The sequence below is a fragment of the Mesorhizobium sp. M0816 genome (assembly GCF_040320005.1).
Classification (GTDB): domain Bacteria; phylum Pseudomonadota; class Alphaproteobacteria; order Rhizobiales; family Rhizobiaceae; genus Mesorhizobium.
Genome location: NZ_JAMYOT010000008.1, coordinates 76694 through 89855, shown reverse-complemented (window position 1 = coordinate 89855; position 13162 = coordinate 76694). Strand labels below are relative to the sequence as shown.

The following is a 13162-nucleotide window of genomic DNA, read 5'->3' as shown; positions in this document are numbered from 1 at the left end:
TTGCGACAGCTTTCGCCGTCCGATGTCAAAAATGCGAGGCGCGAAACCGCGCCAGGAAACTGCGAAGGCGTTCATTGTCGAACCCCGCCGCCAGAATCTCGGCGGGTGGTCCGACGGCACTGACGCCGCCATCCGCCATGAAAACGATGCGGCTCGATGCGTCGCGCGCAAAAGCCATTTCATGCGTGACCATCAGCATCGTCATGCCGTCTTCGGCGAGGCTGCGCACGACCTCGAGCACCTCGCCAACCAGTTCGGGGTCGAGCGCCGAGGTTATCTCGTCGAGAAGCAATATCTTCGGCTCCATCGCCACGGCGCGGGCGATGCCGACGCGCTGCTGCTGGCCGCCGGAAAGCTCGGCCGGCAGACTGTCGGCTTTGTGGGCGAGGCCTACGCGGCCGAGCCAGTGCTCGGCAATGGTGCGGGCCTCGGCATTGCTCTTGCCGCGCACCTTGCGCAGGCCAAGCATGATGTTGCCGGCCGCAGTCAAATGCGGAAACAGATTGAAGCTCTGGAACACCATTCCGGTCTCGGCTCGCATCGCCGCCAGGTCGCGCTCGCTGCGTCGCTGGCGTGTTCCCGTCTCGCGATAGCCGACTTCTTTGCCGTCGATACGGATCGAGCCGCTGTCGTAGCTCTCCAGGAAGTTGACGCAGCGCAGTAGCGTGGTCTTGCCGCTGCCGGAGGGGCCGATGATAGTCACGACCTCGCCGCGTGTCACTTGCAGGCTGACGGAGCGCAGGACCTCGACGGATCCAAAGGCTTTGGAAACCTCGGTGACATCGAGAAGTGCCGGATTCTGGTGCGAGGCGTTGGACATCGTGCTATTCCCGGATGAAGGAGAAACGCCGCTCCAGGCGCCGGCTGGCCAAGGAGAGGGCGTAGTTGACGGCGAAGTAGACGAGCGCACCGAGAATGTAGAGTGGCATCGCCTCATAGGTGCGGCCGATGACCTGGTTGATTGCCTGCATGAGGTCGGTGATGCCGAGCAGCGAGACCAGCGCGCTGCCCTTCACCGCGTCGGTGACGCCATTGATCCAGGGTGGCAGGAAGCGCCTGAACGCCTGCGGAAAAATGACGTAGACCAGCCGCTGGCGAAAGGTCAGTCCGATCGCCATCGCCGCCTCGGACTGACCCTTGGGAATCGAGCCGACGGCGCCCCTGAGATACTCGACGACTTGTGCGGTCTTGAAGAGGGTGAGGGCGAACACGGCCGCCCAAAAGGATTCCAGATGCAGCCCCACCGCGGGCAGGCCGTAATAGACGAAGAAGATCAGCACCAGGATCGGAATGCCGCGTATGGTGTCGCTGAAGATGCGCACTGCCCAGCGCAGCGGAAAAGGACCATAGACAAGGCCGACGCCCATCAGCACGCCGGCGATGAGCGATAACACCACGACCAGCAGCGACACCCACAAGGTTACGGCAAAGCCTTCGGCGAGGAACGGCAAGGCGTAGATGATCTGGCTCAGCATGTCAGCGCGCCGCCTTGAACCGGCGCTCGACGAGCCGCAGCGCGAAAAGCAGCGTGTAGCCGGTCAACAGGTACATTGCCGTCACCACCAGATAGACTTCGACAATGCGGAACGTGTTGAAGTTGATCCACTGGGCGCCATAGGTGAGTTCGGGTACCGAGATGACCGACGCCACGGACGTATCCTTGAAGAGCGATATGAATGTGTTGGAAAGCGCCGGCAGGGTTATGCGCAGCATCGTCGGCAGGCGCACATCGAGCAGCCTTTGCCATGGCGTCAGGCCGATTGCCTTGCCGGCGTCGAGTTGACCGCGCGGCACCGCCTCGAGCCCCGAGCGAAACACCTCGACCAGGTAGGCGCCGCTGTAGAGCGACAGCGTGGCAATGAATGAGGTTTGCGCGCTGTAGGCAATGTCGACCACCGTCGGCAAGCCGTAGAAGACCAGATAGACGAGCAGGATCAGCGGCACGTTGCGGATGAACTCGACATACCCCGCGATGATGGTCCGCACCGCACGTCCGGCCGACACGTACCAGACCGCCAGAACGAGCCCGATGACGATGCCGATCGCGATCGAGATGACGGCCAGTTCGAGGCTTAGCAGCAGTCCGCCCCAGAGCTTGTCGAAATGCCGCCAGATAAGGTTGAAGTTGAGAGTATAACCCATGCGTCCTCGTCATGGAGGGCTGTGATGAGAGAAGGCGGAAGGACGTTGTCCTTCCGCCTGCTTGCATCAAATGACCGGGAAACCGGGATGGCGCGCCGGCGGCTCCTGTCCGAAATAATCCTTGAACGCAGCGTCGTAGAGTGCCGTTTCATGGCCGAACATGGCGATGGTGAAGGTCTGGTTGACGAAGGTCAGCCAGTCGAGGTCGCCCTGCCGCAGCGCGGCACCATAAAGCATCGAGAACCAGCTCTTGCCGGCATCGAAGTACTTATCCGGATTGCGCGAGGCGAGCCAGCGCACCGTTGACAGATCGACCGCGGCGGCGTCGACGCGCTTCGATTCCAAGGCCTGCAGCACGTTGGCCTGCGTGTCTATCTGCATCACCTGCGACTCCGGCAGGACGATATGCACGTTAGCCTCGGCATCGACATTTTGCAGGATGGAAATCCGCGTTGCCGAACCGCCGGCAAGCAGCTTGTCGAAGGTCTTGTTTTCGGCGTTCGGAAGGGTCAGCAAGGCGATGCCTTCGACGTAGTAGGGTCGGGAGAAGTGGATCAGCTGCGAGCGCTGGGCGGTCATGGTCATGAACTGGATGGTGATGTCGACCTTGTTGGTGGTCACGTTCGGAATGCGCTGAGCCGGATCCTGCATGACGAATTCCACTTTGGTCGGATCGTCGAAAAGCCCCTTGGCGAGGATGCGACCCATGGTGATGTCCATGCCTACCAGTTCGCCGGCGTCGTTCTCGAAATGCCAGGGCGCGTTGGTGCTGCCGGTCCCGACGATCACCTTGCCGCGCTCGAGGACGGTGCGCAGCAGGCTGTCCGGCGCTGCCTGGGCCGCCGCTTTCTGAACGTCGACCGCGGTAGCGGCGCTCATCACTCCGGCCGTTGCAAGCCCGGCCATTCCCAGTTTCAGAAATTCACGCCTTTTGGATATGTCGTTCACGGCGACCTCCTTTCGTGTTGAGTTCCCCTTTGGACCAGCAGTACAGGCATCGGTTGCAACTGACGTCATTGTCCCTTACAAGAGACGCCTGTACTCTGTACAAGACAGATTAACATCAGGGATCGATAATGCAAGATGGCAATGCCTTGGCCGCTCGACCGGACATCGGTCTGGACGAAGACAAGAACTCGGGCTCTCGGGAGAAGGGTCTCAACCGGGTTCTCCAGATTTTGGAGTTTCTCCACACGACCCAGCGTGCGATCGGCATTGGCGACCTTGCCAGAGGGGTGAATGCACCGCGGTCGACGACCTATACGCTGGTGCGCTCGCTGGTCGACGCAGGCCTGCTGGAAATGGCCGGGGACGGCAATCGGGTCTATTTCGGAAAGAAGCTTTATCTCTACGGAATGGACTATGTGCGGGGCAACGACCTGCTTAGGCGAGGGCGCCAGGAAGTCGACCATCTGTCACGCGAGACCGGCGAGACCTCGGAGTTGTGCATGCTGCAAAGCGGCCGCTACACCATCGTCCATTCAAGCCCGGGAACGAGGCCATTCCGGATCAGCTCGGCGACGGGTCTGCAAATACCGCTCCCCTGGACAGCTTCCGGGCGACTGCTCCTCGCCGGCTTCGACAGGGCGGCGATCGAGGATATGGTCTCGGAAGACGATCTCGTGCTGCCGGACGGGCGCAGATTGCAGCTCGATGATTTCATAGACGACATCGCCGTCGCCAAGTCGGCCGGCTACTGCGTCACCTCCGGCCTTGTCGATGCCTACACGAAATGCCTGGCCGCGCCGGTCTTTTCAGCGCCGGGCAGGGTCGAGGCGACGATGTGCCTGGTGGTTCCCATCGATACCTCGACCGAAAAGACCGATGACCTGATAGAGCTGTTGCTCGAGCGCGCCGCGCGGCTTTCGATCGCGGCATAGGCCGCCTTTCCAGCAGGCCAGCGCCGGCGTCCGTTCAAGCGATAATGTCTGGAATGATCTTGTCTTCCAGCGCCATCAGCCTGTCCTTAAGGAAGAGCTTCTTTTTCTTCATGCGCTGGATCTGCAGCGGGTCGCAATTCATGGCGATCATCGCATTGATGGCGGCGTCGAAATCGGCGTGTTCCTGCTTCAGCCGGGAATATTCGAGGCGGATATCTGCCTGTTCCTGATCGGACATTTTTACCGTCTGCACGTCTGCGGCGCCCAAACTATGGGCCTGATTGGGCGGGACCGGGTCTTCTTGCACCGGCGCGCAGCCCATATCACATTTCATATTGGCGTGGAATGCTACCACGCAGCATTCGACATCGGTGCGCGATGGTGGCACACTGTCATTATGCCGTCACAGAAGCGAGCCTGCGGTGGACGTGCCATGACGGCTGCAATCCGAGGAAACCATGAAAGGGAGAACCAATCATGTCTCTTGCATCCCATCTTGATGAGCTGCAGCGGAAACACGGCGACATCGAACGGGAAATCGACGATGCGATGACCCATCCATCGGTGGACGACCTCGAAATCGTGAATCTCAAGCGGCGCAAGCTGGCGCTCAAGGACGAGATTGAAAAACTGAAGGCGAAACCGACGACGCACTGACGCCCTTCCAGGACTAGCCACGCCGCCCGGCGCGTGATTTCTTTCCGGTGGTATGTCTCTATGCTGCCGGAAACGCCTATGGATTTGCGGCAAGCTGCCGTCTTGTTGTTTCCGATTTGCTGGGCCTGCGCGCCAGTCGCCATTGACAAGCCATCTTTGCTCCTCCACCTCATGCCCGGACCTTCAAGATTAAAGGCAGCCGGCATGACCGGATATTTTTCCTCACCCTTCCCGCGCCGCAGGTCGGTCGGTGTCGATGTCGGCGGCGTGATGGTCGGCGGCGGCGCCCCAGTCGTCGTCCAGTCGATGACCAACACCGACACGGCCGATATCGACCAGACGGTCGCGCAGGTGGCGGCGCTGCATCGCGCCGGCTCCGAGATCGTGCGCATAACGGTCGACCGCGACGAAAGCGCTGCCGCTGTGCCGGCCATCCGCGAGCGACTGGAGCGGCTCGGCATCAACGTGCCGCTGGTCGGCGATTTCCATTATATCGGCCACAAGCTCCTGGCCGATCATCCGGCCTGCGCCGCGGCCTTGGCCAAGTACCGCATCAACCCCGGCAATGTCGGTTTCAAGGACAAGAAGGACCGGCAGTTCGCGGCAATCGTCGAGATGGCGATCCGATACGACAAGCCGGTGCGCATCGGCGTCAACTGGGGTTCGCTCGACCAGGAGCTGCTGACCCGGCTGATGGATGACAACCAGGCCCAAGGCTTTCCGCTGACCGCGCAGGAAGTGACGCGCGAGGCAATCGTGCAATCGGCGATCCTGTCGGCCGAAATGGCCGAAGAGATTGGCCTTGCCCGCGAGAAAATCATCCTGTCGGCCAAGGTCAGCGGCGTGCAGGATCTGATCGCCGTCTACACCGAGCTTGCCACCCGTTCCGACCATGCGCTGCACCTCGGCCTGACGGAGGCGGGCATGGGCTCGAAAGGCATTGTCGCCTCGTCTGCGGCCATGGGCATCCTGCTCCAGCAAGGCATCGGCGACACAATCCGCATCTCGCTGACGCCGGAGCCGAACGGCGACCGCACGCGCGAGGTGCAGGTGTCGCAGGAGCTGTTGCAGACCATGGGCTTCCGGCAGTTCGTGCCGATCGTCGCCGCCTGCCCGGGCTGCGGCCGCACGACCTCGACCGTGTTCCAGGAGCTTGCCCAGAACATCCAGGCCGACCTGCGCAAGAACATGCCGGTGTGGCGCGAACAATATCCCGGCGTCGAGAACCTCAAGGTCGCGGTGATGGGTTGCATCGTCAACGGTCCGGGCGAATCCAAACATGCCGATATCGGCATTTCGCTGCCCGGCACCGGCGAGATGCCGACCGCCCCGGTATTCGTCGACGGCAAGAAGGCGGCGACGCTGCGCGGCTCATCGATTGCCGCGGATTTCGAGAAAATGGTCGCCGACTATATCGAACGGCGGTTCGGGCAGCACGACAAAGCCGCGGCGGAGTAGTTGAATGCGGCGTTTGCTCGGCGCGGCGCTGGTTCTCATTTGCGGGCTGATCTGGGCGACAGCCGTTCAGGCCGATCCACCACGGCCCGCCAAAAAGAAGCTGATCGACCAGGTTTGCAACCTGATCGAGGCCCATGCCGACCGGAACGGGCTGCCCAGGGATTTCTTTGCCCGGCTGATCTGGAAGGAAAGCCGTTTCGATCCCAATGCGGTCAGCCCGGTCGGCGCCGAAGGCATTGCCCAGTTCATGCCGGGCACCGCCAGGATACGCGGCCTCACCAATTCGTTCGATATCGAGCAAGCGATCCCGGCCTCGGCAAAATATCTCGCCGAACTGAAGACCGGCTTCGGCAATCTGGGCCTCGCCGCAGCCGCCTACAACGCCGGCGAGACCCGGGTGTCGCGCTGGCTGAATTCCGGCGGCTTCTTGCCGATGGAGACCGAAAGCTACGTTCTGGACGTCATGGGCGAGCCGGCCGACAACTTCACCAATACCGCCTACGCCGGCGTCATCCGGCCGCTCGACAAGAAGGCGAGTTTCGCTGCTGCTTGCCGTGAGCTGCCGGTGATCATGTCCAGAACCGTGCCGATGTCGTCGATCAACATCAAGCCGTGGGGCGTGCAGGTGGCCGGCAATTTCCGCCGCGCCGCGGCGCTCAATCAGTGGAGCAACGTGAAGCGCCGGTTTCCAGCCTTGCTCAGCGGTCGCGATCCGGTGGTCAGCCGGGTGCGCACACCGATCGGCAGGCGCGGCATCTATGCGGTGCGGATCGGCGCCGACACCAAAGCCAAGGCCGACGATATTTGCCAGAAACTGCACAGCGTGGGCGGCGCATGCATCGTGGTGCGCAATCGGTAAGCCATATGTCGGTGCGTTTCGCGCCATCGCTGCCATCTTGTTCCCCGTGGGCACTTCGTCCTCGATACGTGAATCATATTTTCGGTGAACCGTCAGGCAGGTCTTGCATCGTTGTCGATGCGGGGTAAGGTCCCCGCGATTTTTCGCGAAAGGGATCAGCATGGCCGGCTTCAAGACACTGGACGACATCGGCGATATCAGCGGCAAGCGTGTGCTGGTGCGTGTCGACCTCAACGTTCCCGTCACCGAGGGCAAGGTCACCGACGCCACCCGCATCGAGCGCATTGCGCCGACTATTGCCGAGCTCTCCGGCAAGGGAGCCAAGGTCATCCTGCTTGCCCATTTCGGCCGGCCCAAGGATGGACCGGCGCCGGAATTCTCACTCGAACCGATCGCCAAGGCGACGGCGGACGTGCTCGGCCGTCCGGTTGGCTTTGCCTCCGACTGCATCGGTGACAAGGCGGCAAATGCCGTCGCCGCCATGGACAGCGGCGACGTGCTGCTGCTCGAGAACACCCGCTTCCACAAGGGCGAGGAGAAGAACGACCCGGCCTTCACCGAAAAGCTCGCCGCTAACGGCGATATCTTCGTCAACGACGCCTTCTCTGCTGCGCACCGTGCCCATTCGTCGACAGAAGGGCTGGCGCATGTGCTGCCGGCCTTCGCCGGCCGCACCATGGAGGCCGAGCTCGATGCGCTGGAAAAGGGGCTTGGCAATCCCGTCCGCCCGGTTGTCGCCATCGTCGGCGGCGCCAAGGTCTCGACCAAGATCGACCTGTTGATGAACCTGGTGAAGAAGGTCGACGCGCTGGTCATCGGCGGCGGCATGGCCAATACGTTTCTAGCGGCGCGCGGCACCGACGTCGGGAAATCCTTGTGCGAGCGTGATCTCGCGACCACCGCCAAGCAGATCATGATCGAGGCGGCCGAGGCCGGCTGCGCCATCATCCTGCCGGTCGACGGCGTCGTCGCCAGGGAATTCAAGGCGGGCGCCGCCAGCGAGACCGTCGCCATAGCGGACGTGCCGGCCGACGGCATGATCCTTGATGTCGGCGCAAAGACCGAGAAAACCATTGCCGAATGGATCGACCGTGCCGCGACGCTGGTCTGGAACGGACCGCTCGGCGCCTTCGAGATCGAGCCGTTCGACCATGCGACGGTGGCGACGGCCCGGCACGCTGGGGCGCGCACCAAGGCCGGCAAACTGGTTTCCGTCGCCGGCGGCGGCGACACGGTAGCGGCACTCAACCATGCCGGCGTCGCCGACGATTTCACCTATGTCTCGACGGCCGGCGGCGCTTTCCTCGAATGGATGGAAGGCAAGCCGTTGCCCGGCGTCGACGTCTTGAAGCGCTGAGCGCGGCCGCAAGAGCAGCGCGAAGGAGTGCGCCCGCGACTTTCAATCGATTCGCGCTTGTTTGACAAAATGGTTCGACTTGAACCTGCGTTGCTCTGGTGGTCTGCTGGGCGCGGATCAATTCTTTCAGGAGAAGCAAAAATGAGCGAACGTCTCGAGGACATTGCCGCCGCGATGGTGGCCGATGGCAAGGGCCTGCTGGCCGCCGACGAAAGCTCCGGCACCATCAAGAAGCGCTTCGACGTCATCGGCGTCGAATCGACCGCCGACAGCCGCCGCGACTATCGCGAGATGATGTTCCGCGCCAGCGATGCGATGACCAAATACATTTCCGGCGTCATCCTCTATGACGAGACCATCCATCAGAAGGCCGCCGACGGCACGCCGCTGGTCGACATCATCAAGGCATCAGGCGCCATCCCCGGTATCAAGGTCGACGCCGGCGCCAAGCCGCTGGCCGGCTTCCCCGGCGACACCGTCACCGAGGGCCTCGACGGCTTGCGCGAACGCCTTGCCGAATACTACAAGCTCGGCGCCCGCTTCGCCAAATGGCGCGCGGTGATCGACATCGATGTTGCCAAGGGCGTGCCCTCCGCCACCTCGATCGGCTCGAACGCCCATGCGCTCGCCCGCTATGCAGCGCTTTGCCAGGAGGCCGGCATCGTGCCGATCGTCGAGCCGGAAGTGCTGATGGACGGCGCCCACGACATCGACACCTGCTACGAGATCAGCAAGGCGACGCTGACAAAGCTTTACACGGAACTCTATGCGGCGCGCGTCGTCCTCGAAGGCACCATCCTGAAACCGAACATGGTCCTCGCCGGCAAGAAGTCGGGCAAGGTCAGCAGCCCCGAGGAAGTCGCCGAAAAGACCATAAAACTGTTCCGCGAGACGGTGCCGGCCGCGATCGGAGGCATCGCCTTCCTTTCGGGCGGACAATCTGACGAGGAGGCGACCTCCAACCTCAACGCCATCAATGCCATTGGCCCGCATCCGTGGAAGCTGACCTTTTCCTACGGCCGCGCCTTGCAGGCCGCTCCGCAGAAGGCGTGGGGCGGCAAGGCGGCGAACGTCGCCGCCGCCCAGGCCGCCTTCGCCCATCGCGCCCACATGAACCATCTGGCAGCGCTTGGACAATGGCAGCCGACGCTTGAGCAAGCCGCCTGACGGAATTCAGGTTGCGTTCCCTCCGACCCGGGCCTTTGCCCGGGTTTGTTTGAAAGCAGCAAGGTCTGCAATTTCCTGCAACTAAAAATGCAGCTCGGTGTCGGCATTCCTCGCTGCCGATCGTCCTCCGTGAAAAGAGGAGCAGACCTATGCCAAACAACAAGACCGTATCGCAGGAAGAGTGGTTTCAGGCGCACAAGGCGCATCTGGCGCGCGAAAAGGAATTGACGCGCTTTCGCGATCGTGTCGCCGCCGAACGCCGCGAACTGCCGTGGCTGAAGATCCGCAAGGACTACGTCTTCGAGACCGAGCAAGGGCCAAAGAAACTGCCCGACCTGTTTGGCGGCAACAGCCAGCTGATCGTCTACCATTTCATGTTCGGCCCCGGTGCCGACTATCGTTGCGAGGGCTGCTCGTTTCTTGCCGACCACATTGACGGTGCCAACCAGCATCTCAGGCACCACGACGTCTCGCTCGTGGTGGTTGCGCGGGCGCCGCTGGCCGAGCTTCTGCCCTACAAGCAGCGCATGGGCTGGAAATTCGACTGGGTGTCGTCGTACGCTTCGGACTTCAACTTCGACATGCAGGTGTCATTCACCGACAAGCAGATCGCGGCCGGCGACACGACCTACAATTTCGAGCGGCGCGCGCGGCAATCGAAGGATCTTCCCGGCACCAGCGTGTTCTATCGCGACGAGAAAGGCGACATCTTCCTGACTTTTATCTCGCGCTCCAGAGGCGGCGATCCGCTGATCGGCACATATCACTATCTCGACCTGACGCCGAAGGGTCGCAACGAAACCGGTCCCCACCATAGCCTGGTGGACTGGGTGCGGCTGCACGACGAATATGCGGATACGCCCGAGATGCAGGACAGCTGCTGCCATTGACGACGGGCGGTCACCCAAGGTCTTTCGCCTTCGGCCCGACATGCGCTAAGTGCTGTTCGCTATGCCCTAAAAGGGACTTGCCATGCGGCGCTTTCCGACCCTTCTCACCTGGCTCGCCTTTCCGGTCTATGTCTGGCAAGGACTTGGCGTGCGTCGCCGCACCGCCCGCATGCTGCCGGCACAAGGTCCGGTCATGCACGAGATATCTGGCCTGGCGCCAGCAATCTCGGTTCTGGTGCTTGGCGATTCCTCCGCCGCCTCGGTAGGGATCGGCAATTCCGAAAACGGATTGGCCGCGCAACTGGCAGTTCTGATTGCGCAACGCACCGGCCGCACCGTGCGCTGGCGGGCGGCCGGCTTCAACTCGGCAACCTCTGGCCAGATCCGCGATCATGTGCTGCCCAATCTATCGGCCGATCCGTGGACGCATATCGTGCTGGCCATCGGTACCAACGACACCAAGAATTTTCATTCGGTACCGCGCTTCAAGCGCGAGTTTGGCGGCCTGCTCTACGCGCTGCGCGCCAAATGGCCGGAAGCGCGCGTCGTGTGGTCGCCGGTGCTGGAGTTCACCCGGGCTCCGGCAATGCCGCCGCTGCTCGGCAAGATCCTCGAAATCCGCGCCGTCGAAATGAACCGGATGGGCGAGCGCCTTTGCCTCGAACGCGGCGCCATACCGGCGCCCCGGCTGCCGATCACGGATGCCGATGCCGGCTTCGCATCGGATGGATTTCACGCTTCGGAAGCCGGCTACCGAGCCTGGGCGGAACATCTGGTCAGCCTGGTGCTCGCCAACGAACCGGGCGTCGCGTAGCGGGCCGCCGGCACTAAAGCGCGTCGCGTTCGATTGGCCTCATCCGACGCGCTTCAGGTTCTTGTTTTTATGCATGTCGTTGTCGCAAAACCGCTGCACACTTTTGCGCGACATGCATTACGTCCAGTGCCCGAGCACCGCCGTAATCGAAATCGCCGCCATCGCCAGAAGCGCCAGCTTCCAGAAATCGCTGCGCCGCTTCAGCCCGGGCCAGCCGAGCGGCTTGATGAGCTGGATGACCATCATGAGGATGATGACGAGCGCGAGAAGTTTCGACATGCAGCCTTTGATCAGCATCGCGGCTGGCTGTCAAAGCGGCTCCGGGATCGCCGGCTTCCACTGCGGCAAGCCTCTTTTCAGCACTGCCTTGTCACTTCGATGGATAAATCGGAACGCCGGTCATGAGAGCCGCACCCTCCTGACAGACTGCTGTCAGCAGGGGTGTGCGATAGTGCCTGCATCGAAAGAGAGGAGACCAGCGATGAACGGTATTACCATTCTGCGTAGCGTGCAGCACTATGTCGGCAAGATCCGGACGATGCGCAATGAAATCCGCACCCAGCGGTTCATGAACACCCTGCCGGCGGACATCCGCAAGGATATTGGTTGGCCGGACATGTATGGCGACCGCCGCAATGGCGGCAATTGAGGCAAGCTTTCTGCGTGGCGTTTGGATGCGACCTGGCGACGAGCTGAGATGGGCATGCTGAAGCCTCCTGACAGTATGGTGTCAGGAGGCTCGTGCCATAGTGCGATGGCCGCCGGAGCCGGATGGCCGAGAGGACGATCGATGAAAAGCTGGAACGACAGGCTGAACACGCGTGGCATCAACGGCATAAGACCGTCGCCACGCACCATCGGCGACGTCGTCGAAGGCCAGCCGATGCTGGTTCCTACAGCTCGCCAGGTCCATGCATTCATCCGCTCCATCCCCGAAGGCATGGACATGAATATCCGCGCTTTGCGCACCGCTCTCGCCATCGAGCACGGTGCCGAGATGACATGTCCGGTCACCATCGGCTATCATCTGCGCACCGTCGCCGAGGCCGCCAACGAGGATCTTGAGCGTGGTATGGCACTGGGCGACGTTGCGCCGTTCTGGCGGGTGGTCGACGCAAGCACGCCGACAACGAGGAAACTGTCCTTCGGCGCGGCCTTCGTCGCCGCGCAGCGCAAGCGCGAAGGGCTGGAACGATAGACGCCGAGGGACCATACGATGCGCCGCGCCGACAGGCTCTTCCAGATCGTGCAGCATCTGCGTGGTGGTCGTCTGGTCACCGCCCAGAAGCTGGGCACGTGGCTCGAGGTTTCCGAGCGGACGATCTATCGCGACATCGCAGACCTGCAGTCGACCGGCGTGCCGATCGACGGCGAGGCCGGTGTCGGCTACATGATGAGGGAGGGTTTCGACCTTCCGCCGCTGATGTTCACGCGTGACGAGATCGTCGCGCTGGTCGCCGGCGCCCGCATGGTGCGCGCCTTTGGTGGCGCGGCCATGGCGCGAGCCGCCGACGAGGCGCTGGTCAAGATAGGCGCCGTGTTGCCCGACGCCGAAAAGGACCGCATCGCCCGTACCGAGATCCACACGCCGATGTGGGTGGTAAGCGATGCCGCCCGCGAAGCCATCGACCTGATCGAGCGGTCCATCGAGAAACGTCAGGTGCTGACCATCGACTATTCGGATGAGGCCGGCCGCAGCACCGCGCGCGACATCCGCCCGCTCGGCCTGTGGTTCTGGGGCAAGGTGTGGACCTTGGTCGCCTGGTGTGAGATGCGCGGCGATTTCCGCGCCTTCCGCATCGACCGCATCGCCTCGGTGGTCATCGCCGGCCGCACCTTCAAGCCGGAGCGCGGCAAGCAGCTCGCCGATTTCTATCGCGCGGTGGAGCGCAGCGAGGATTACGGCATGGCGCCGGACCGGGCGGCGCGAAGCTGACA

17 protein-coding genes are annotated in these 13162 nt (G+C 62.5%); 11 read left to right on the top strand and 6 right to left on the bottom strand.

The annotated features are described in order from the left end of the window. Nucleotides 1-25 precede the first annotated feature (25 nt). The 4 genes from NKI17_RS14410 to NKI17_RS14395 all read right to left on the bottom strand — a co-directional run bounded on the left by NKI17_RS14410 (nucleotide 26) and on the right by NKI17_RS14395 (nucleotide 3090). Nucleotides 26-820, bottom strand: a complete 795-nt coding sequence (locus tag NKI17_RS14410) for an amino acid ABC transporter ATP-binding protein (protein ID WP_023678475.1) — start codon at nucleotides 818-820, stop codon at nucleotides 26-28. 4 nt (nucleotides 821-824) lie between these two features. Further along, entirely contained in the window at nucleotides 825-1475 is a 651-nt protein-coding gene (locus NKI17_RS14405) for an amino acid ABC transporter permease (protein ID WP_023678476.1), read from the bottom strand. Nucleotide 1476: 1 nt separating this feature from the next. Beyond that, complete coding sequence (locus NKI17_RS14400; RefSeq protein WP_023678477.1) at nucleotides 1477-2142, bottom strand: amino acid ABC transporter permease; 666 nt, start codon at nucleotides 2140-2142, stop codon at nucleotides 1477-1479. Nucleotides 2143-2208: 66 nt separating this feature from the next. Continuing rightward, nucleotides 2209-3090: a transporter substrate-binding protein gene (locus NKI17_RS14395; protein ID WP_352454853.1), complete on the bottom strand. Its 882-nt coding sequence runs from the start codon at nucleotides 3088-3090 to the stop codon at nucleotides 2209-2211. A 128-nt stretch (nucleotides 3091-3218) separates the two neighbouring features. Here NKI17_RS14395 and NKI17_RS14390 point away from each other — a divergent pair, with 128 nt between their 5' ends. Next, nucleotides 3219-4022: an IclR family transcriptional regulator gene (locus NKI17_RS14390; protein ID WP_352571992.1), complete on the top strand. Its 804-nt coding sequence runs from the start codon at nucleotides 3219-3221 to the stop codon at nucleotides 4020-4022. 34 nt (nucleotides 4023-4056) lie between these two features. Here the strand turns inward: NKI17_RS14390 and NKI17_RS14385 are convergent, their stop codons facing one another. Beyond that, nucleotides 4057-4260 (bottom strand): YdcH family protein, encoded by a 204-nt coding sequence (locus tag NKI17_RS14385; RefSeq protein ID WP_023678480.1) that lies wholly within the window; start codon nucleotides 4258-4260, stop codon nucleotides 4057-4059. 239 nt (nucleotides 4261-4499) lie between these two features. On the opposite strand from NKI17_RS14385, the gene NKI17_RS14380 reads away from it, so the two are divergent. From NKI17_RS14380 to NKI17_RS14350, 7 genes are all read left to right on the top strand, one after another. Then, a complete protein-coding gene (locus NKI17_RS14380) occupies nucleotides 4500-4679 on the top strand; it encodes a YdcH family protein (RefSeq protein WP_023678481.1) in 180 nt (59 codons plus the stop codon). Between the two features lie 204 nt (nucleotides 4680-4883). Then, complete coding sequence (gene ispG, locus NKI17_RS14375) at nucleotides 4884-6137, top strand: flavodoxin-dependent (E)-4-hydroxy-3-methylbut-2-enyl-diphosphate synthase (RefSeq protein WP_352571991.1); 1254 nt, start codon at nucleotides 4884-4886, stop codon at nucleotides 6135-6137. 4 nt (nucleotides 6138-6141) lie between these two features. Beyond that, the gene (locus NKI17_RS14370; RefSeq protein WP_352571990.1) at nucleotides 6142-6996 is read left to right on the top strand and encodes a lytic transglycosylase domain-containing protein; all 855 of its coding nucleotides are present in this window, start codon (nucleotides 6142-6144) and stop codon (nucleotides 6994-6996) included. Nucleotides 6997-7156: 160 nt separating this feature from the next. Beyond that, the gene (locus tag NKI17_RS14365) at nucleotides 7157-8353 is read left to right on the top strand and encodes a phosphoglycerate kinase (RefSeq protein ID WP_352571989.1); all 1197 of its coding nucleotides are present in this window, start codon (nucleotides 7157-7159) and stop codon (nucleotides 8351-8353) included. A gap of 141 nt (nucleotides 8354-8494) precedes the next feature. Next, the gene (locus tag NKI17_RS14360; protein ID WP_352571988.1) at nucleotides 8495-9520 is read left to right on the top strand and encodes a class I fructose-bisphosphate aldolase; all 1026 of its coding nucleotides are present in this window, start codon (nucleotides 8495-8497) and stop codon (nucleotides 9518-9520) included. 149 nt (nucleotides 9521-9669) lie between these two features. Continuing rightward, on the top strand, nucleotides 9670-10410 hold the full coding sequence (locus NKI17_RS14355; protein WP_352571987.1) for a DUF899 domain-containing protein: 741 nt from the start codon (nucleotides 9670-9672) through the stop codon (nucleotides 10408-10410). An 82-nt stretch (nucleotides 10411-10492) separates the two neighbouring features. Then, nucleotides 10493-11224 (top strand): SGNH/GDSL hydrolase family protein, encoded by a 732-nt coding sequence (locus NKI17_RS14350; protein WP_023678487.1) that lies wholly within the window; start codon nucleotides 10493-10495, stop codon nucleotides 11222-11224. A gap of 117 nt (nucleotides 11225-11341) precedes the next feature. Here NKI17_RS14350 and NKI17_RS14345 read toward each other — a convergent pair whose 3' ends face one another. Then, nucleotides 11342-11503 carry a hypothetical protein gene (locus NKI17_RS14345; RefSeq protein ID WP_352454847.1) on the bottom strand — a complete coding sequence of 54 codons (162 nt, stop codon included), beginning with the start codon at nucleotides 11501-11503 and terminating at the stop codon, nucleotides 11342-11344. Nucleotides 11504-11705: 202 nt separating this feature from the next. Between NKI17_RS14345 and NKI17_RS14340 the strand changes: the two genes are divergently transcribed. The 3 genes from NKI17_RS14340 to NKI17_RS14330 all read left to right on the top strand — a co-directional run bounded on the left by NKI17_RS14340 (nucleotide 11706) and on the right by NKI17_RS14330 (nucleotide 13160). Continuing rightward, on the top strand, nucleotides 11706-11873 hold the full coding sequence (locus NKI17_RS14340; RefSeq protein ID WP_352489312.1) for a hypothetical protein: 168 nt from the start codon (nucleotides 11706-11708) through the stop codon (nucleotides 11871-11873). Between the two features lie 141 nt (nucleotides 11874-12014). Next, nucleotides 12015-12422, top strand: coding sequence for a hypothetical protein (locus NKI17_RS14335; RefSeq protein WP_352571986.1), 408 nt, complete (start codon nucleotides 12015-12017; stop codon nucleotides 12420-12422). 18 nt (nucleotides 12423-12440) lie between these two features. Next, nucleotides 12441-13160, top strand: coding sequence for a helix-turn-helix transcriptional regulator (locus tag NKI17_RS14330; RefSeq protein ID WP_023678491.1), 720 nt, complete (start codon nucleotides 12441-12443; stop codon nucleotides 13158-13160). Nucleotides 13161-13162: the final 2 nt, after the last annotated feature.

What these genes read in the sequence shown, in the direction of transcription:
- NKI17_RS14335 (WP_352571986.1), top strand. Translation starts at nt 12,015, where the DNA reads ATGAAAAGCTGGAACGACAGGCTGAACACGCGTGGCATCAACGGCATA.
- NKI17_RS14350 (WP_023678487.1), top strand. Translation starts at nt 10,493, where the DNA reads ATGCGGCGCTTTCCGACCCTTCTCACCTGGCTCGCCTTTCCGGTCTAT.
- NKI17_RS14365 (WP_352571989.1), top strand. Translation starts at nt 7,157, where the DNA reads ATGGCCGGCTTCAAGACACTGGACGACATCGGCGATATCAGCGGCAAG.
- NKI17_RS14405 (WP_023678476.1), bottom strand. Translation starts at nt 1,475, where the DNA reads ATGCTGAGCCAGATCATCTACGCCTTGCCGTTCCTCGCCGAAGGCTTT.
- NKI17_RS14410 (WP_023678475.1), bottom strand. Translation starts at nt 820, where the DNA reads ATGTCCAACGCCTCGCACCAGAATCCGGCACTTCTCGATGTCACCGAG.
- NKI17_RS14330 (WP_023678491.1), top strand. Translation starts at nt 12,441, where the DNA reads ATGCGCCGCGCCGACAGGCTCTTCCAGATCGTGCAGCATCTGCGTGGT.
- NKI17_RS14400 (WP_023678477.1), bottom strand. Translation starts at nt 2,142, where the DNA reads ATGGGTTATACTCTCAACTTCAACCTTATCTGGCGGCATTTCGACAAG.
- NKI17_RS14360 (WP_352571988.1), top strand. Translation starts at nt 8,495, where the DNA reads ATGAGCGAACGTCTCGAGGACATTGCCGCCGCGATGGTGGCCGATGGC.
- NKI17_RS14385 (WP_023678480.1), bottom strand. Translation starts at nt 4,260, where the DNA reads ATGTCCGATCAGGAACAGGCAGATATCCGCCTCGAATATTCCCGGCTG.
- NKI17_RS14345 (WP_352454847.1), bottom strand. Translation starts at nt 11,503, where the DNA reads ATGTCGAAACTTCTCGCGCTCGTCATCATCCTCATGATGGTCATCCAG.
- NKI17_RS14340 (WP_352489312.1), top strand. Translation starts at nt 11,706, where the DNA reads ATGAACGGTATTACCATTCTGCGTAGCGTGCAGCACTATGTCGGCAAG.
- NKI17_RS14355 (WP_352571987.1), top strand. Translation starts at nt 9,670, where the DNA reads ATGCCAAACAACAAGACCGTATCGCAGGAAGAGTGGTTTCAGGCGCAC.
- NKI17_RS14370 (WP_352571990.1), top strand. Translation starts at nt 6,142, where the DNA reads ATGCGGCGTTTGCTCGGCGCGGCGCTGGTTCTCATTTGCGGGCTGATC.
- ispG (WP_352571991.1), top strand. Translation starts at nt 4,884, where the DNA reads ATGACCGGATATTTTTCCTCACCCTTCCCGCGCCGCAGGTCGGTCGGT.
- NKI17_RS14380 (WP_023678481.1), top strand. Translation starts at nt 4,500, where the DNA reads ATGTCTCTTGCATCCCATCTTGATGAGCTGCAGCGGAAACACGGCGAC.
- NKI17_RS14390 (WP_352571992.1), top strand. Translation starts at nt 3,219, where the DNA reads ATGCAAGATGGCAATGCCTTGGCCGCTCGACCGGACATCGGTCTGGAC.